The organism is Candidatus Babeliales bacterium, from assembly GCA_035288105.1.
GTDB lineage: Bacteria > Babelota > Babeliae > Babelales > Vermiphilaceae > SOIL31.
Map to the genome: position 1 here is coordinate 1 of DATEAY010000012.1, position 16,966 is coordinate 16,966.

Below are 16,966 nucleotides of genomic sequence, written 5' to 3' on the forward strand. Positions count from 1 at the left end.
ACATCCAGAGCAATTAAAATCTGACATGCGTATCGTTGTTGCGGGAACAGAAGAAGGTATCGTTATGGTTGAAGGCTCAACCAACGAACTGAGCGAAAAAGATTTTGTTGATGTTTTGTTCCAAGCGCATGAAAAAATTAAAAAATTAATCGTATGGCAGAAAGAAATTCAACAAGCGTTGAATTATAAAGAAACAGCGGCTAATGATGTGTATGGTTTTGATGTATGGAAAAATAAAGTAAGTCAATTTCTTACACAAGACCGTGTTGAGCGTATGTACATTCAAGATAAGCATGAGCGTTATGCGTACCTTGATGAAATGAAAAAAGATTTTACTGCTGAATATCAAGAAAAAATTGATGAAGCAGGAGCACCGCAATCAGTTATTGATTACATCTTTGGTGATGAATTACAAGAAAAATTAAGCAATTTAATTTTTGTTCAAAATAAACGTGTTGACGGTCGTGACTTTACAACAGTTCGTCCTATTGAAGTTGAAGTAGGGCTTTTACCGTACACTCACGGATCAGCTTTGTTCACTCGTGGTAATACGCAAGCTCTTGCAAGTGTAACCCTTGGAAGTGGACAAGATGAGCAAAAATTTGACACATTAATGGACAGTGAACCAAATGCAGGTTCATTTATGTTGCATTATAATTTTCCTCCGTTTGCAAGTGGTGAAGTCAAGCCGATGCGTGGAACCAGTAGACGTGAAACTGGGCACGGGTATCTTGCTCGCTCATCATTTGATTATTTACGTCCAACTCCAGAAGAGTTTCCGTACACCATTCGTGTTGTCGTTGATATTTTAGAATCAGATGGTTCTTCTTCTATGGCAACAGCATGCGCAACTACTATGGCACTGATGCAAGCTGGTGTACCAATCAAAAAAATGGTTGCTGGTGTTGCAATGGGGCTTTTGGAAAAATCTCCGGGAGTATTTGTATCACTAACGGATATCAATGCATTTGAAGATGCGTTTGGTTTAATGGATTTTAAAGTTATTGGTACTGATACTGGTATCACTGCTATTCAAATGGATGTAAAATACAAAGGTGGCTTACGTCGTGAAGTGTTTCAGCATGCACTTGAACAAGCGCGTGTTGGTCGTCTTCATATTCTTGATGAAATGCGTAAAGTAATGAGCGCGCCTCAAGCAGAGCTCTCTGTATTAGTTCCAAAAGTTATCACAATAACTATTCACACCGATAAAATTGGTGCGATTATTGGTTCTGGCGGTAAAACAATTCGTGAAATTACCGAAACCACTGGTACTTCAATTGATATTGAACCAGATGGATTGGTTAAAATATTTGGCGGACCTGAAGCTAATATTGACATGGCAGTTAAATGGGTTAAAACCTTGGCAGGTCAAATTGATAAAGGCGCTGTCTTTAATGGTAAAGTAAGACGTATTGTTGATTTTGGTATATTTGTTGAACTTGTTCCTGGCTTTGATGGTCTTGTGCATGTGTCTAATATACCGCGTGATTTACAAAGAACGTTTATGCAAACTATTAAGTTAAATGACGAAGTTAAAGTTGAAGTTTTAGATCATGATGAAGTAACTGGGCGTACTAGTCTGAAAATGTTATCGTAGGATAAGCTAATAGTTATGGATTCTAAAAAAGTTGTTAGAAATGATGGACGGACACCGGATCAATTGAGACCGGTGTCTTTTTCTCGTGGCATTTACGAGTATGCAGTAGGATCATATCTGTTTGAAATGGGTAAAACAAAAGTATTGTGTGCTGTTTCAATGCAAAATGGTGTACCGCAATTTTTACGCGGAAAAGGTGCTGGATGGTTAACTGCAGAATATGCATTACTACCTACATCAACAGTAACCCGCACGCAACGGGAAAGTAGCTCAAACAAAAAAGATGGCAGATCAGTTGAGATTGCACGTTTTATTGGTAGATGCTTTCGCACTATTGTAGATTTATCCGAGATTGGTGAGCGTACTATTACAATTGATTGTGATGTATTGCAAGCGGATGGTGGCACGCGTACAGCAGCTATTACTGGTTCTTTTTTAGCATTGGTAATGGCCCAGGAAAAGTGGTTACAATCACGAATTATTAGCAAACCTATTATTACAGAAAATATCGCAGCAATTTCTGTTGGTGTTGTACAAGACAATGTATTTCTTGATTTGAATTACGAAGAAGATAGTACTGCAACAGCAGATTTTAATTTTGTCATAACACAAACAAATAAAATTGTGGAAATGCAGGGCGGTGCTGAAAGTGCTCCTTTATCATGGGATGTGTTTGAACAAGTACGTGTCATGGCAAATAAAGGCGCGCAGCAATTATTTGCATTGTATGATGTCGAACATTTTCCTAAACAATCTGATCGTGTTCCTTTATTTAGTTTAAAAAGTCGCTTACAGTCACTATAGATATTATGCTTTTATCAACATTTTTTGAACATATCAAACGCACAAAAACTCTTCCAGAAGGAACAGTCTTTTGTTTTTCTGCACCCTTGTATCCTTTGCTTTTTTTCTATCACCTCATCGCTTTTTTTAAAAGAAATGGTGCAAATATTGAAGCGCTCAATTGTACAACTGAAGTATCAGCGATTAAAGCGCTACTTTCGACCATGAGTTTTTCTGGGCAAACGGTGTACTGGCTTGAAGATTTTTATACCCTACCAGAAAAAAAACAACAGGAAATGTTTCAGTACCTTCGTACGTATGAAGGTCCACATCGTATACTATTATTTTCTGATAAAACTTTAACTAATTATGCATCATCAACAAAGAACTCTGTTGATGCCACACATGTTATTGCATTACCACATGACATTACACAGCAGGACTTTTTAGCCGTGCGTTTTTTGGTAAGTGATAATTTACACGATAAAAGTGCATTTGCATCGCAAATAAGTATGTATGCTGATTATCTTTCTTTAGATTCCATTTGTTTATTTGCACATTATGAATTGGTTTTGGGAAAAAGTGCGGATGATTTTTTTACGCACTGGATAACGCGTATTATAGATCCAGCAAGTTCATTTTTTGTACTGAGCCAACATTTTTTTAGTAAAAAATCAAAACCATTCTTTCGACAATGGGCATTGTTTGCAGAACAATATATGCCGACATTTTGGGCTACCTTTTGGGCGGATCAAATATGGCGGGCGTATGTGTATTGTGATTTAATGAAGCAAAAAAAATATGTTGATGCTAAAAAAGCGCAGTATAAATTGCCATTCTCATTTATCAATCGCGATTGGTCATTGTGCAATTTGACTGAATTACGCAATGCACATCAGTTTTTATCTACTATGGATTTTCGATTAAAAAATGGCGGTTCTGAGCTTGGCTTGGAACATTTTTATGGCCAGTTTTTTGAAAATAAGTTTCAATAGCCTGTCTTGTTTTTATTATTAATCTTGAGTAGGCTCGGTTTGTGATGTAATGAAATTGTATGTCATTAAAAAAAGGAGCCGTTATGATCAAATATATGTTCCTACTGCTATTTTGTCTTATAAACAACACCGTTGCAATAGACGGTTTGCGGAACAGAATGGGTAGTGATAGTCTTACTCGTCGTGATTGCCCAAAAGGCGAGGTTCCTTGGTTACAATTACTGACCGCAGAAAGTTTATATGAGTCAGGTAAAATGTCTAAAGCACCCAAAATATTTCAAAATATGAGTGAAGATTTGTGCGAAAAATATATTAAGTTTTTAAAACCTGAGAGTATAAGATTCTTACACTCCAATGTGATTCAAGCGTACATTTGCGATCGACGATTGTTGATGAAAAACTGTAACGATAATCCCACAGTATCTTGTAAACAAAAAATGGCTTATATAATTGATAGTTTTAATATAATTGTATATCTCAATCCATAGTCATTTTTAGTCAACTATTATTTTTTTACTACGCATTTGTTTAATAGAACTGCGATGAGCTTTACTTTTGAGGCGCGCTTCTTTTAATGTTTTTGATACTTTGGTAGCAATACGTTTTTTTGGCACATGCAATGCATTGCGTACGAGTGCAGCAAGATTATTGAGAGCATTTTTTTTGTTTTGTTGTTGGCTGCGCGATTCACTGTTGTGAACAATGAGATCACCATCTTCGGTGGCTCGTGATTGTAACTTTTCCAAAATATAGTTTTTTTGTTCTTCGGTGAGAGCTATTGTTGTTTTCACATTCCAACGCACTGTAATGCGCGTATCTGTTTTGTTAACATGCTGACCGCCAGCTCCTCCGGAACGGCTGGTGGTTATTTCTAATTCATGTTCTGGAATGGTGATGTTGTTTTTAATGAACAAATCGTTTTTCATGAGTAAATGGTACTATCTTTTGGCGGCAAGAATAGCCGTCGTAGCATATGGAAAGACATAAGTACCATCGTTATTTTTTTTGAGCTTTTTTAAATAACGATTAAGAAAATCATTGAATAAACATCTACAAAAATTATTGTTTCTTATTTTCTCTATCAGGGTAGCATTGCTTTCGGGAAAGAAAGGTGCATCATGTTGTTTTTGTTCTTCTTCCGACATAGAAAAACACTTGTATGTTCCTTCAGCTATCACATTTGTCAACCAACCATCTGATGTCGAATTAATCAACCACTGTGCAGCAGGTGTACTCAAAAGTATGGGAAGTTGGTGTTCTCTAAACTGCTGTTCGCTCATTGGGAATTCAAATGATTCTTCTTCACTTTTAATAAGACTAAAACCTGCTTTATCGAGCATGCCATAGAGTTCATTATTAGTGGGGCTAGAGCTGCCCGTAGGGTTTGGAAGAACCGATAAGAGTCTACCAAGAATCGGAATATCTCTTTTCATATCGTCAAGTACTGCAATGCCTAAAGGTGGATTACTTACAGTGTCTATGTTCGCAAAAAATAAGCCATCTTTTTTTAGGCTGTTGCTAATATGTTGCAATGCTTGTTGTTTATCTGCAAACCAATGGAAGCAACAAGAAGCAAGTGCGAGATCATAAGGCTCTTGTGTTTCGAAGTCTTCTACAAAACAATGTTCGAATGAAAGAATGTGTTTATTAGTTTCGTTGATATGTGTTTGTTCGGCATAATTAATCATATTTTTACTTGCGTCAATGCCGTGTACACACTTTGCTTTTTGTACAAGTTTTACTTCTATTTCAGCTGTTCCGCAGGCAACACTCAGAATGGTTTTATCTTCAGTTGGGATCTTATGTTTCTTTAAAAGACTTGAAAAACAAGCGATTTGTGATGTATTACCTTTGGCATATTCTTTTGCCAGCCATTCGCGTGGTTCACGAGGTACAGGAGGTTTGATGTCCATGGCATTGAGAGATCCAAGTATACATAATGAAATGACGATATATTTTTTCACAGATAATTTCCTTTTTTAGCATGTGTAGATTAGGAGTATGTATAGCATGAAAACAATAAAACGTCAAAATATTACGAAATTATTTATCATGATTTGGCTGAATAATTCCACCCGATATTATCATTGCCATTGCGTCTTGTCGAGAGATATCAATGATAGTAATTTCATCTTCTGGCACGAGAACCAGAAAGCCACTTGTTGGATTGGGTGTGGTAGGAATAAAGATGTTAAAATATTTTTTATCGGTATTAGGAGCTATCATTTTGTCAACTTGATTAGCGAGAAAACCAATGCTATAAATACCAGTCTTAGGAAATTCAATACGCACTACTTTAGTAAAAGATGCTTTGTCTTGAAAGCTAAATGCATGCACTAACTTTTTTATGCCTGAATATACGGGGCGGATGAGTGGAATTTTTGAGAATAGTTTTTCTATTCCATGAATAATTGGACGTAAAATGAACATATTATACAATGTTCCTGCAACCAAGATAATGGCAATAGCAAGTATTACCTCAGAGTACGGGAACGTAAAGCCGAATCGTTTTAACGGTTCAAGCCAGTTGAGTAATACTCTCAGTGAAATTGTAAAAACTGCAATGGTAAGCGTTACTGGTAATATGAGTAAAAGTCCTGTTAAAAAAAGCGAAGATATAGAATCAATGAATGAGAGAAATATATTTTTTTTCTGAGACATTATGGGCCTTATGTTTTTTTGTTTGCGGAAATGGTGATACATAGATTAGCAGGTTTATAATTTGTTAACACAATATTTTTTGGTAAAAAAAGATGTTGTTCGGTCAGGATTATACCATGCTTTCCTGGTAAAAGCTTGTTTACGTTAATATGTGCTGCCAGTGATTTTTCTTCTAGGGTATAGAAATCTGAACGTTTTGCCTTTAAGGTAACGGCAATTTTTTCAGGAGCATTTATGGTATACATATCTGGTAATTCAGAAAAGCATAAAGGAACATTTATTTTTAGGCTCACTATGTGATCATAGCTTGCAATGTACCAAAAACTGTAACCAAGTAAAAGACTAATAGTTGCAAGTGGTGCGTTAGAGAGGAAGAGATTTTTCAGGCGTGCTACTTTCACGATAAACTCCTTTATGTTCTGATGGTGAAGACTGAGTAGAAAGTTGTTTTTTGATCATGGTGCGCACGTGATGTGCTGAAAGATTTTTTGTTTCTTTATTTTCAATAATAAGAGTGAATGTTCTGCTGATTGGGTGAGCTCTTAACACAATAGCATCGCTTTGTAGGGTATAAAAAAGCGCATCAGTTCTTTTTTCTTGGTGAGTAATCCAAGCAACATTAATGCCGCGAATTTTTCCGTTGGTATCAATCCATACCATTTTTTGTTCATCGTATGATGTGCTAAAAAGCAGTAATTCTAAAACATTTTTATTTATATCAGCATTGATAAGAAACGGAGCATCCAAAAAATAATCTAATGAATCTTTATGCTCAATAACAACGGTGATAGATTTATTGGTGTTAATTATTGCTAAACTGCTGCTGAGCAATGTATCAAGCCAATCTTCATGCTGAATCCGTGCGGGTGCAATGGAACACAATGTTACTAAATTACGTTGTAATGTTTTTTCGTGGAGAACGATAAATAAAAGGAGAGCGATTGGTGCATAGGTACATAAAAATGGCGTGAGCGTAGGTAATTGCGTCACCCAGGCACACAGTGCTAGTGCGCAGTATGCAAAAAAATAGGTGAGTATATTTTTTGTTTTATCTGTTTTGAGCCATTTGCAAAGAGTAAAAATACATGATGAGTAAACAACTATTTCAATAATATCTCGTACCAATAAATTATAAAACATATTTATCTCCTTAGTTCAGTTATTCGCAGCGCCCATTTAACCCCAGCTACGTTATAAACTTCATATGGGACCCCGCGCTCATCCTGAACTTGTTGAAGGATTAAGCGCGCTCTGATCCTTTTAACCCAATCTCCACTTCGTTTCTATTGGGTACCCATTGAAAGGAACTGGCAATGGGTTAGGCTGATGAGCGCGGAAAATATATGCGTTGGTAAAGTTTAATGATTCCTACTACATTTTTTATAGTATTACGTGATCATTTTGCAAGATTGTTATGAAGTTTTGTCTTTTTTGATGTGATCTGTATCATTAAATATAATTAATTTTGGATATGTTTTTTTGTGAGAAATAAAAATGGCACATGAATCTATCGTTTTAACAGGTGATCGCCCAACAGGGCCGCTACATCTAGGGCATTATCTTGGTTCACTCAAATCACGAGTAGAGTTACAAGATATGTACAAACAATATGTGATGATCGCTGATACGCAGGCATTAACGGACTATTTTGACCGTCCGGAAATGGTGCGTAAAAATGTTCTGCAAGTATGTCTTGATTATTTAGCAGTTGGTATTGATCCACAAAAATCGACAATATTTATTCAGTCACTTATCCCCGAAATCGCCGAATTAACCATCTATTTTCTTAATTTGGTTTCCGTTAATAGATTACTGCGTAACCCAACAGTCAAAGCGGAAGTTGTGCAAAAAGGATTTGAGGAACGTTTGCCAGCAGGGTTTTTAATTTATCCTGTTTCGCAAGCTGCAGATATTGTGATTGTCAAAGGAACTATTGTGCCAGTTGGTGAAGATCAGCTGCCTCATATTGAGCAAACCAATGAAATTATTAATACTTTTAACCGCATGTACAATGAAGAAGTTTTTGGACATGTTAAAGGATATGTTCCAAAAGTTGGAAGATTGCCAGGAATTGATGGCAAAGCAAAAATGAGTAAGTCATTGGATAACGCGATATATCTTTCCGATTCTGCTGATACAATTGCAGAAAAAGTAATGAAAATGTACACAGATCCCGACCACATCCATGTAAATGATCCAGGAAAAGTAGAAGGTAATGTGGTGTTTAGCTATCTTGATATTTTTGATCCAGAAGCGGAAGTAGTTGAAGAATTAAAAACGCATTATCGGCGTGGTGGACTTGGTGATGTCAAATTAAAACGCCGATTGATTGATGTGTTATATACACTCATAGGACCTATTCGTGAACGTAGAGAACAGTTTGCTCAAGATCCGCAAGCGGTAATGAATATTGCGTTGGAAGGATCAGATAAAGTGCGACAGGTTGCTGCGCAAACAATGGATGAAGTACGGCGCGTAATGCGTCTCGATTACAAATAAAAAAGGAGAATTTGTGAAACGATCACAGCATTATTTTTTACCAATTGCCGTAATTTGCGGAATTATTTTTTTTGTAGGTATTACATTTATTGATACCTTGTATCGCACAAAAAACGATGCAGGAATGATGATGTCTGCAGAGGTTGTACGTTTACGTGATATTTTTCATCGTATTCATAAAACATGTACAATTATTGATTTTGATGCGCAAAAAAACCCCATTAATTTTTTGAATGTAGCAAAGTTTGCAGGTTCTGAAGTTGGACCAATGAATTTGGTTCATCCAGAAAAATGGGAAGGGCCGTATCTGCTAGATAATCCAACGTTGTACCAGATTGCGTACCAAGTAGTGTCAACAAAAAAAGGATATTATATAACTCCTGGTGATGGTGTTGAATTGCCGAATAAAAAAATTGTTGGTAAAGATATTGTTCTTGATCAAAAAGCGAATATTGATGCGATGATGATTAACCCGGATGAGTTAATGTATAAAGAGCGGCCATTGGCTGCACGCCTTGAATTGGGTGCACCGACAAATATTCAGTTTTTTTTGAATGACGATAGTGATGAAGCGTAAGTATTTGTTAATCGAGAGTTTTATATGGAAAAAATAATGGATGAATCGGCTATAGATTTAAGCAAAGTACTCAAGGCACAGGCAGTTTTTGAAAGATTTCGTCAAGACATGAGAAATGATAGAGATCAAGCGGGAGCTGTGCAAGCATTTGAGTTTTGTTATGAATTAGCATGGAAAATAATGAAGCGTTTTTTGGCTTCTAGAGGGCAAGAAACAGGATCTCCAAAAGATACATTCCGTGCAGCAGCAATTGAAAAAATAATTGATGATCCGGAAGTATGGTTTGAGTTTCAAAAAAAACGTAATCTTACAACCCATACGTATGAGCAAGAAAATTTGGAAGCTATAGTGGCAATTTTTGATCAATTTTCTGTTGAGCTTAGCACATTAATTGAGCGCTTAAAGGAAATGTCATGATCCATATGGATCCTCGTCATTGGCTTATGGTAACAGCAATTTTGCAAAAATACCCCTATACGTTTTATGCTTTTGGCTCACGCGTAAAAGGAACACACAGACCGTTATCTGATTTAGATATATGTTTTATGGACGATATTCCTTGGAATATTCGCTCGCACATTGATGAAGATTTTGAGAATTCGGATTTACCCTTTAAGGTTGATGTGGTTGATTGGAATATGTCCGATGAAAATTTTCGTGCAAAAATAGCTCCTGATCTTACGCTGATTCAAGAAGTTAAAAAGAGTTAATGTATAAAGAGCGGCCATTGGCTGCACGCCTTGAATTGGGTGCACCGACAAATATTCAGTTTTTTTTGAATGATGATAGTGACGAAGCGTAATTGATACATAACGGATAAAAAGGCCTTATATCATAAGGCCTTTTCAATTTAATCTGTTTCTGTTTCCACATAGACTGCAAAGATCCTCACAAATAAAATTAAACATAATAATATAATTCTGATCGTATCGTATGTCGTGATTATCATTGAACACACCTTTTTTTAGAGTAAAACTTTCATAAACCGCGCTTTTTCCACCACTCGTCAGTTTTGAATTCCTCGGGTACTAGCAAAGCTTGATTTTTATCCCAAGGGTCATCGAGTTGATATTCTTTTTCCAGAATATCAAACCATTCATCTCGTAGGCTTTGCGGTAATCCCTTTCCACACCAGGGACAGTTGGATATTAATCGTATGACATGTTTATTTGTCGTATTGATAGAGGATTCCCTATATTTTGGGTTATAGTTGATAAAAACTCTGGGGTCATTAATTTCTTGTTCTATTGCGTAGCAGCAATAAATTATTTTTTGGTTCATATTATCTTTAATTTTTGGTTAGACCTCAATCCAATTGCGAGGATTTGCTGGTTTACAAAATTTTAAGGTTCTTGGATTAATTGATCCCAAATGTTTGCCATTTTTAGTATAGGCTTCTATATCATTATGCAAATGATCCCACTTAATATATTTGGTTTTTTTTCCAAAAGTATCTGTTTTTGTTCTATATATATCCTCTTTATAATGTTCATAATGTTTTTTCATTGATTGAAAGAATTCTGTTTTGGAAATGGTGTTAAATACTCGTTCTTTATCGTTATCATCATCATCAGGATCAGTGCAGGGATTTCCGCAAGGGCCTACGTGTAAAGAAATATTACATTTCTGTTTTTGTTTCTGTGCATTATATAATTGAACACCAACATAACTACTCAAAACAGCAGTTCCAATAGTTATTCCCGCAAATTTAAGACCTTCGCCAAATAACCACGCAAGGCTGATTACAATTACAGGAAGAGCATTGTGCGTTAACAATTCTTGTTCAGAAACAAAAAAATTGTGAGGATCTGTTGTAGAAATATGATAAACATCAGTTGGTGGAACAGAGATTGTTTCAACCTTAAGACAAGAACAATGATTTAGATGAGCATCAAGAAGCGTTGTATTTGTAGTTATTGATTGTGCTGCAATCCATTGATTACAAGATGGATCATAAAATAACTGATTAGGTGCAGCATAGACGCATCCTTTACGTGTTGTGATAACAACTATTGTTTCTGTGGTTGTTTTTGATACATGTGTTACTGTGACGTTGGTTAGTGATGTATCATCATATCCAATGAGGTTGCCTCCAATAGTGATATTTTCTACAGGAGTAAGGTCATTACAAGTTTTAATCAGCGAACCAGAAATAATGGATGGTAACAGTATGTGTCCACAGAGAACAATGTAGCAAAGCATTAGTGCTTTAATTTTGTTGTGAAGCATGTAGAGAACCTTTTTTTTTTGGAAATAATTTTTCGAATTATAGCATAAAAAGTGCTGCGATTTTTAAGAACTAAGCCTCAAAATACAGCACTTTTTATTATTGTCCGCAAAACAGGGATAATGTGTAGTTATTCCACTGAAGAAGGGGTAACTACAAGAACCAATGATCCACTGCCATCAGCTTCATTCACCGTGATAGTAGCCGCTTGATCGAATGGTACTTCCACTGATAACCAATCGGTCATAGTGATTAATTCATCATTTTCTGCTCTTTGGAAAAATTGCGCTTGAATAGTAATATTTTCATCATTTCTTTGTGCAACAAAATCGATTACTAGCGCTTCAAGGTCATTGAATACAACTGAAGTAATTTCATCCTCGTTGATAACAACAGAACCTGTTGCGTTGCGTTGAGCCGCACCATTTGAGATGGTAAGATTAAGGTCAAGATTTATGTTTGCTGATGCAATAGTTGATACAGCAAACAATGTGCTTAACAATGTTTTTTTTAACATGAATATCCTTTGTTGTGTTGAATTGTGATAAAAAGAAAACTCCCTATTTTGCATGGTTTATAGTTTATGGCAATTGTTGTATAAGGCAAGTTCTAATTTGGTTCCCATTGGAAATAATTGAAATTGGTTAGGCTGACGGGTATGATTAAAAGTCTGAAAATAGCGATCTGTACGTTCTTTTTCCTAAAATTCCATCTATTAGTAAATAGATGCTCATGAGCCAAGTAGCCTATAAAAGGGTATTACTTGGCTTAAATGTTTACTTGCAATTTTAGCCAAGTATGGGTTAAAATAGACGTGGTTGGCTAAAAAATGGGGCGCCCAGCGAAAACGTAAGTGAAGCTGGGGTTAAAAAATAAGGATATCAGTATGAAACCATTACGCATAAAAATAAAGAAAAATTTTATTGGCAGAACTGGTGAATTAGAGCGTTTACACAAGATCGGGGCGGCCCATGAAGCATGTATTATTATTATGTACGGGCGCAGACGAATTGGTAAAACAGAATTACTTGAGCAGGCGTTCCGGGACAGAAATTTATTAAAATTTGAAGGAATAGAAGGGTTGTCACAAAAGGCACAATTGGCCCATGCTATTAATCAGTTAGCAAAATATGCTGAAAGCAGATTGTTGACCAAAACGGTTTTGGATAGTTGGAAAGAGTTTTTTGAGGTTTTGTATGATTATACTCGCAAAGGTACGTGGACCATTTATTTAGAAGAATTACAATGGCTTGCGCGCTATGATGACGCATTAATTGCAGAATTAAAGTATGTGTGGGATAATTATTTTCGTCATAATCCAAAACTTATCATTGTACTCTGTGGCTCAGCGCCATCATTTATGATTGATCATGTATTGCATTCTAAGGCATTGTACAATAGATCGCAGCATGAATTTCACCTCAAAGAATTTAACGTATACGAAACAAAAGAATTTCTTAAAAAGCGTAGCAACAGAGAAGTGTTTGATGCGTATTTAACCGTTGGCGGTGTTCCTGAATATTTAAAATGGATCAATAAAGATTCTTCAGTCTTTATTAGTTTGTGTAAAAATTCTTTCATGTCAGGAAGTTTTTTCTCGCGGGAATATGAACGTATTTTCACCAGTAGCATGTCTAACAATAAATATTATCGCGCGATTATTGATATTTTAAGCATCAAAAAGTTTGCAACACGGACAGAATTGACTGACTTGCTCGGTGTTTCCTCAGGTGGTAGTTTGACCAATGTATTGCTTGATTTAGAAAAATCCGGTTTTATTACGCATTATTACCCGTTTAATTTGGAAGAAACTACTATGCTAACGCGCTATACAATTGATGATAATTACATGCATTTTTATTGTAAATTTATCAAGCCGTTACAAAAAAACATTGCAACAGGAACATATGACGCTAATCCCAAAGTAGCGTTAAAAGTTGATAGTTATATCAAATGGCTTGGGTTTGCGTTTGAACGTTTTTGCCGTAAGTATCATCATGTGATTGCAAAAATTTTATTTTTTTCCGGGGTGCATTATCGTTCAGGAGTTTTTTTTAGTCGAGCAACGGATAAAGAAAATCCAGGGTATCAGATAGATTTAATTTTTGATCGAGCAGATAATGTTTACACTATTTGTGAGATGAAGTATTTTCAAGGCAAGGTTGGCACGAGTGTTATTGCAGAATTTGAAAAAAAATTATCTTTATTTCCTAACAAAGGGAATAAGACAATTCATAAGGTGTTAATTTGCAGTGAGGGTGCTGAAGATTCACTCATTAAGCGTGCATATTTTGATGATATTATTACCTGTTCTCAATTACTTGATCCAAGAAATTGGGGGTAATACTATCGATACATGATAATTATTTTTGTATGTTTTATCGATCATAAAGGGTGAGAGATATGAAAAAATGGATGATATGTATGCTAACTATTTTTGGTCAAATGTATGCTGCACAAGAACCGCAACCTTCACAGTTGCAACAAAGAAGTATTCAGTCTTCGCCATGGATTAATGATGTGAAGATTAGTTCTGATGGTAGCTGGCTTGCAGTTGCAGGAGCAATATCTCAATCCGAGGGAATGAAATGTATTTCCGGCTTAAAAGTATATAAATTACCGGAACTGTGCAGAGTTGATGATGATTGTTATCATGACAAGTGTGATGAGGTGACTGCGGTAGCATTTGGTAATAAAGATAATAAGCTTATTTTTGCAGATCAAGATGGTAGAATAACGTTGATCAAGGATGGTACGAGAGCAGAAATTCCGACTACTATTAAAGAGCCAGCTCATGTTACGGTAATGAATTATAGCTCAGATGATAACAAGGCAGTCATTGGTCTTAAAAGGCCTTATTCTAATATTAAGGTTCTCGATTTGATTAGAAAGTGTGAAATTGCAGTGTTAGATGGACATAATCATCATATCTGTGATATTCAGCTTAATGAAGATGCTACACAAGTTGTTTCTTTGAGTTATGATAACCAAAACAAAACGCATTGTTTCAAAATATGGGATATTGCAGCTAAACGGCAATTACAGACTGTATTGATTGAATCTTATACTGAGATTGTTATGTCCTTGGATCGGGGTGGTCAGGGTTTTTCCAAATATAATCCTGTCGAAGAAGTTTTTCATATCAGCACATTCGATCGTGTGGATGATCAAAGAAAAATATCATTTGAATCTGGCAAAAGGATGTGTAAGGTGATCGTTGATATGTATGCAAAGTATATTCTTGGTATTGGTAGAGGTGAGGGAGATCAATTTTTCAACGCTTGTTTTTTTAATAAACAGGATGGAAAAATGGAATTATGTCTTCCGTTAGCAGGGATTAGCTATTCTCCTAAAGTCACATATAATTCGGAGCACAAATTGGTTGTTCTGAGCGCTGATCCACGTGTTCACCTACTGACCTTTCCATCAGAAGAAACAGTTGAAGATATGAAGAAAAAGCAAGAGATGAAAAAGAAGACAGATGATTTACTAGAAGAATGGACAGAGCTTGCTACCAGTTTTATTCATTAATCGTGATGATGGATAGATGATGTATTCAGATAATAGTCTACGGAATATACCCCACTTCCAGCAATCAGATAACTTATGACAATGCACAAGCACATACATGCAAAGCTCCATTTAGTAAACGGATCATCTTTTTGCACATGCAAACGTATTGCAACAATCAAAAGCCACGCGAGTGGTAGTGATGCAATACGTGTACAAAATCCAAGTACAAATGCTACCCCTCCAAAAAGTTCAGTGAATGCTGCCATGTATCCCCAAAAAAGATATCCCCATGTAATACCGAATAATCCCATAGCGCTGCCAAGTTGAGTTAGGTTTGCTGTACCAGATAATAATTTGTTGTAGCCAAAAATAACAAAAATTACGCCAAAGCTGATGCGGATACACGTAAATCCTATTTGCTGCAATGTGGGGGAATGGTGCATAGTGAACGATATAAGTTGGTGAAACATAAGGCTCCTTTTTTTAAGATATTTTACATACATATGATCACTATATCACAAAAAGCTAAATATCATTGCGTTGTTCTTTAGAGTTAATTTTTTGGCCATAATTGGCTATATTTGGCTACAATTGGCTATTTGTGGACATTTGTGGCTACAATTGGCTATAATTGGATATGAATGGTAAGATCTAATGACGAAGTTCTTTTGAGGAGAGCTTATTTAAAGGGTATTAAGATGGCTAATTATAAAAAAATAGATATTTCTCCTGAATTACAGAAGCTTATCGACTATATAGATACGTTTAAGGCTTCCTGGCAGCAACTTTCTCATTTGGTACCAGAACAGCTTAAGGCGTTAAGGCATGTTGCAACTATTGAGAGCGTAGGTTCATCCACCAGAATAGAAGGTTCAAAGCTATCTGATAGGGAAGTAGAAAGAATATTATCAGGGTTAAAAACTGAATCCTTTAAGTCGCGAGATGAACAAGAAGTAGCTGGGTATGCCTATGTTATGGAAGAAATTTTTACGAGTTATCCTTACATTCCCTTGACTGAAAATTACATTAAGCAATTACATACGCTATTGCTACAGTATTCAACAAAAGATGAGCGGCATCGTGGTGAGTATAAAAAATTTCCCAATCACGTTGAGGCTTTTGATACACAAGGCAAATCGCTTGGTGTGGTGTTTGAAACAATATCACCATTTGATACGCCTTTTAGAATGGCAGATCTTATTCATTGGACTCAGCATGCATTTGATGCACAAGAGATTCATCCCTTAGTAATTATTGGTATTTTTATTGTGACATTCTTAGCAATTCATCCATTTCAAGATGGAAATGGAAGATTATCTCGTGTTTTAACAACATTGTTATTGTTGAAATGTGGATATTTATATGTTCCATATAGTTCTCTAGAAACAATTGTTGAACACACTAAAGAGGGGTATTATCGAGCGCTGAGGCTTACCCAGGCAACCTTAAAAACTGAAAAACATAATTTTCAACCATGGCTTTTGTACTTTCTACGTTCTTTGGGCAAGCAGATAGAACGGTTAGAGTTTAAAATTAATCAAGAACAAATTACTCGTATATCATTACCTAAATTGGCCATTGATATTATTCAATTGGTACAAGATAAGGGTCAGATTGCCATGGCTGATATTATTGCTTCAACGGGTGCTCCTCGCAGTACTATAAAAAAACAGCTGGCTACCCTTGTTGATCAGAAGTATTTGGCACGTCATGGTCAGGGGCGTGCGGTATGGTATACAAGGGCGCAAAGGGTATAGGACACATAGCATTGTATTTTTTTGTGCTTTGTTATATCATGAAAATAGTAGCAGCATAATGCTGTTAGAAGGAATCCCAAGTATGAAAAGTCAAATTATCGCTCAATAATCCCATAAAATCGGCCATTACGGCATTTTTATGGAAGTCTTTTTTTAGATAGTTTTTTCTATGCAACAAGTATGGATGATGCTATTTTTCTATTATTTTAATAATAGACCTCTTTCGAAACTAGTTTTTTAACTCAAAATTATATATTCCCGAAATCAAATTAAAACGTAAACCAAATCGTTTTCTGCGATTGCGATATCGATCAGCTACAATTTTAAAGCGCTTGATCATTCCTATAACATTTT

General features: G+C 35.8%; 21 protein-coding genes. 11 read left to right on the plus strand and 10 right to left on the minus strand.

Annotated elements, in window-relative coordinates; all coding sequences use genetic code 11:
• The 4 genes from pnp to VJJ26_00455 all read left to right on the plus strand — a co-directional run.
• On the plus strand, positions 1 to 1,600 hold a 1,600-nt coding region (gene pnp, locus VJJ26_00440), incomplete at its 5' end, for a polyribonucleotide nucleotidyltransferase (GenBank protein ID HLC06628.1).
• A gap of 15 nt (positions 1,601 to 1,615) precedes the next feature.
• The gene (rph, locus tag VJJ26_00445) at positions 1,616 to 2,404 is read left to right on the plus strand and encodes a ribonuclease PH (GenBank protein ID HLC06629.1); all 789 of its coding nucleotides are present in this window, start codon (positions 1,616 to 1,618) and stop codon (positions 2,402 to 2,404) included.
• A gap of 5 nt (positions 2,405 to 2,409) precedes the next feature.
• Positions 2,410 to 3,378, plus strand: coding sequence for a hypothetical protein (locus VJJ26_00450; GenBank protein ID HLC06630.1), 969 nt, complete (start codon positions 2,410 to 2,412; stop codon positions 3,376 to 3,378).
• Positions 3,379 to 3,461: 83 nt separating this feature from the next.
• Positions 3,462 to 3,866, plus strand: coding sequence for a hypothetical protein (locus VJJ26_00455; protein HLC06631.1), 405 nt, complete (start codon positions 3,462 to 3,464; stop codon positions 3,864 to 3,866).
• 6 nt (positions 3,867 to 3,872) lie between these two features.
• On the opposite strand, the gene arfB is transcribed toward VJJ26_00455, so the two are convergent.
• The 5 genes from arfB to VJJ26_00480 all read right to left on the minus strand — a co-directional run bounded on the left by arfB (position 3,873) and on the right by VJJ26_00480 (position 7,179).
• A complete protein-coding gene (gene arfB / locus VJJ26_00460) occupies positions 3,873 to 4,304 on the minus strand; it encodes an alternative ribosome rescue aminoacyl-tRNA hydrolase ArfB (protein ID HLC06632.1) in 432 nt (143 codons plus the stop codon).
• Between the two features lie 12 nt (positions 4,305 to 4,316).
• Positions 4,317 to 5,342: a methyltransferase domain-containing protein gene (locus VJJ26_00465; GenBank protein HLC06633.1), complete on the minus strand. Its 1,026-nt coding sequence runs from the start codon at positions 5,340 to 5,342 to the stop codon at positions 4,317 to 4,319.
• Positions 5,343 to 5,421: 79 nt separating this feature from the next.
• Positions 5,422 to 6,039: a DUF502 domain-containing protein gene (locus tag VJJ26_00470; GenBank protein ID HLC06634.1), complete on the minus strand. Its 618-nt coding sequence runs from the start codon at positions 6,037 to 6,039 to the stop codon at positions 5,422 to 5,424.
• A gap of 8 nt (positions 6,040 to 6,047) precedes the next feature.
• Positions 6,048 to 6,440, minus strand: a complete 393-nt coding sequence (locus VJJ26_00475; protein ID HLC06635.1) for a hypothetical protein — start codon at positions 6,438 to 6,440, stop codon at positions 6,048 to 6,050.
• Positions 6,403 to 7,179, minus strand: a complete 777-nt coding sequence (locus tag VJJ26_00480; protein HLC06636.1) for a hypothetical protein — start codon at positions 7,177 to 7,179, stop codon at positions 6,403 to 6,405. Before VJJ26_00480 ends, VJJ26_00475 begins: the two co-directional genes overlap by 38 nt.
• Before the next feature lie 354 nt (positions 7,180 to 7,533).
• On the opposite strand from VJJ26_00480, the gene trpS reads away from it, so the two are divergent.
• Genes trpS through VJJ26_00500 form a run of 4 tightly spaced genes read left to right on the plus strand, consistent with a single transcriptional unit; the run spans position 7,534 to position 9,825 of the window.
• A complete protein-coding gene (gene trpS, locus VJJ26_00485; GenBank protein ID HLC06637.1) occupies positions 7,534 to 8,538 on the plus strand; it encodes a tryptophan--tRNA ligase in 1,005 nt (334 codons plus the stop codon).
• Positions 8,539 to 8,551: 13 nt separating this feature from the next.
• Positions 8,552 to 9,115 carry a hypothetical protein gene (locus VJJ26_00490; protein HLC06638.1) on the plus strand — a complete coding sequence of 188 codons (564 nt, stop codon included), beginning with the start codon at positions 8,552 to 8,554 and terminating at the stop codon, positions 9,113 to 9,115.
• Positions 9,116 to 9,139: 24 nt separating this feature from the next.
• Positions 9,140 to 9,532, plus strand: a complete 393-nt coding sequence (locus VJJ26_00495; GenBank protein ID HLC06639.1) for an HI0074 family nucleotidyltransferase substrate-binding subunit — start codon at positions 9,140 to 9,142, stop codon at positions 9,530 to 9,532.
• Positions 9,529 to 9,825 carry a nucleotidyltransferase domain-containing protein gene (locus VJJ26_00500; GenBank protein HLC06640.1) on the plus strand — a complete coding sequence of 99 codons (297 nt, stop codon included), beginning with the start codon at positions 9,529 to 9,531 and terminating at the stop codon, positions 9,823 to 9,825. The genes VJJ26_00495 and VJJ26_00500 overlap by 4 nt, the downstream gene beginning before the upstream one ends.
• A 268-nt stretch (positions 9,826 to 10,093) precedes the next feature.
• Here VJJ26_00500 and VJJ26_00505 read toward each other — a convergent pair whose 3' ends face one another.
• The 3 genes from VJJ26_00505 to VJJ26_00515 form a co-directional block, all read right to left on the minus strand.
• Positions 10,094 to 10,396, minus strand: coding sequence for a hypothetical protein (locus tag VJJ26_00505; GenBank protein HLC06641.1), 303 nt, complete (start codon positions 10,394 to 10,396; stop codon positions 10,094 to 10,096).
• A gap of 18 nt (positions 10,397 to 10,414) precedes the next feature.
• Positions 10,415 to 11,344 (minus strand): colicin E3/pyocin S6 family cytotoxin, encoded by a 930-nt coding sequence (locus VJJ26_00510; GenBank protein ID HLC06642.1) that lies wholly within the window; start codon positions 11,342 to 11,344, stop codon positions 10,415 to 10,417.
• A 128-nt stretch (positions 11,345 to 11,472) separates the two neighbouring features.
• Positions 11,473 to 11,859, minus strand: a complete 387-nt coding sequence (locus VJJ26_00515) for a hypothetical protein (GenBank protein HLC06643.1) — start codon at positions 11,857 to 11,859, stop codon at positions 11,473 to 11,475.
• Positions 11,860 to 12,228: 369 nt separating this feature from the next.
• Here VJJ26_00515 and VJJ26_00520 point away from each other — a divergent pair, with 369 nt between their 5' ends.
• Complete coding sequence (locus VJJ26_00520) at positions 12,229 to 13,686, plus strand: ATP-binding protein (protein ID HLC06644.1); 1,458 nt, start codon at positions 12,229 to 12,231, stop codon at positions 13,684 to 13,686.
• A gap of 59 nt (positions 13,687 to 13,745) precedes the next feature.
• Positions 13,746 to 14,873, plus strand: a complete 1,128-nt coding sequence (locus VJJ26_00525; protein ID HLC06645.1) for a WD40 repeat domain-containing protein — start codon at positions 13,746 to 13,748, stop codon at positions 14,871 to 14,873.
• Here VJJ26_00525 and VJJ26_00530 read toward each other — a convergent pair.
• Positions 14,870 to 15,325: a DoxX family protein gene (locus VJJ26_00530; protein ID HLC06646.1), complete on the minus strand. Its 456-nt coding sequence runs from the start codon at positions 15,323 to 15,325 to the stop codon at positions 14,870 to 14,872. The genes VJJ26_00525 and VJJ26_00530 overlap by 4 nt on opposite strands.
• Before the next feature lie 228 nt (positions 15,326 to 15,553).
• Between VJJ26_00530 and VJJ26_00535 the strand changes: the two genes are divergently transcribed.
• Positions 15,554 to 16,612 (plus strand): Fic family protein, encoded by a 1,059-nt coding sequence (locus VJJ26_00535; GenBank protein ID HLC06647.1) that lies wholly within the window; start codon positions 15,554 to 15,556, stop codon positions 16,610 to 16,612.
• 229 nt (positions 16,613 to 16,841) lie between these two features.
• On the opposite strand, the gene VJJ26_00540 is transcribed toward VJJ26_00535, so the two are convergent.
• A partial coding sequence (locus tag VJJ26_00540) for an IS5/IS1182 family transposase (GenBank protein ID HLC06648.1) occupies positions 16,842 to 16,966 on the minus strand: 125 nt, incomplete at its 5' end.

Bases quoted from the DNA above. Each gene is read 5' to 3' on its own strand.
- rph (HLC06629.1), top strand. From the start codon at position 1,616: ATGGATTCTAAAAAAGTTGTTAGAAATGATGGACGGACACCGGATCAA.
- VJJ26_00450 (HLC06630.1), top strand. From the start codon at position 2,410: ATGCTTTTATCAACATTTTTTGAACATATCAAACGCACAAAAACTCTT.
- arfB (HLC06632.1), bottom strand. From the start codon at position 4,304: ATGAAAAACGATTTGTTCATTAAAAACAACATCACCATTCCAGAACAT.
- VJJ26_00515 (HLC06643.1), bottom strand. From the start codon at position 11,859: ATGTTAAAAAAAACATTGTTAAGCACATTGTTTGCTGTATCAACTATT.
- VJJ26_00520 (HLC06644.1), top strand. From the start codon at position 12,229: ATGAAACCATTACGCATAAAAATAAAGAAAAATTTTATTGGCAGAACT.
- VJJ26_00505 (HLC06641.1), bottom strand. From the start codon at position 10,396: ATGAACCAAAAAATAATTTATTGCTGCTACGCAATAGAACAAGAAATT.
- VJJ26_00455 (HLC06631.1), top strand. From the start codon at position 3,462: ATGATCAAATATATGTTCCTACTGCTATTTTGTCTTATAAACAACACC.
- trpS (HLC06637.1), top strand. From the start codon at position 7,534: ATGGCACATGAATCTATCGTTTTAACAGGTGATCGCCCAACAGGGCCG.
- VJJ26_00495 (HLC06639.1), top strand. From the start codon at position 9,140: ATGGAAAAAATAATGGATGAATCGGCTATAGATTTAAGCAAAGTACTC.
- VJJ26_00530 (HLC06646.1), bottom strand. From the start codon at position 15,325: ATGTTTCACCAACTTATATCGTTCACTATGCACCATTCCCCCACATTG.
- VJJ26_00510 (HLC06642.1), bottom strand. From the start codon at position 11,344: ATGCTTCACAACAAAATTAAAGCACTAATGCTTTGCTACATTGTTCTC.
- VJJ26_00525 (HLC06645.1), top strand. From the start codon at position 13,746: ATGAAAAAATGGATGATATGTATGCTAACTATTTTTGGTCAAATGTAT.
- VJJ26_00500 (HLC06640.1), top strand. From the start codon at position 9,529: ATGATCCATATGGATCCTCGTCATTGGCTTATGGTAACAGCAATTTTG.
- VJJ26_00535 (HLC06647.1), top strand. From the start codon at position 15,554: ATGGCTAATTATAAAAAAATAGATATTTCTCCTGAATTACAGAAGCTT.
- VJJ26_00480 (HLC06636.1), bottom strand. From the start codon at position 7,179: ATGTTTTATAATTTATTGGTACGAGATATTATTGAAATAGTTGTTTAC.
- VJJ26_00470 (HLC06634.1), bottom strand. From the start codon at position 6,039: ATGTCTCAGAAAAAAAATATATTTCTCTCATTCATTGATTCTATATCT.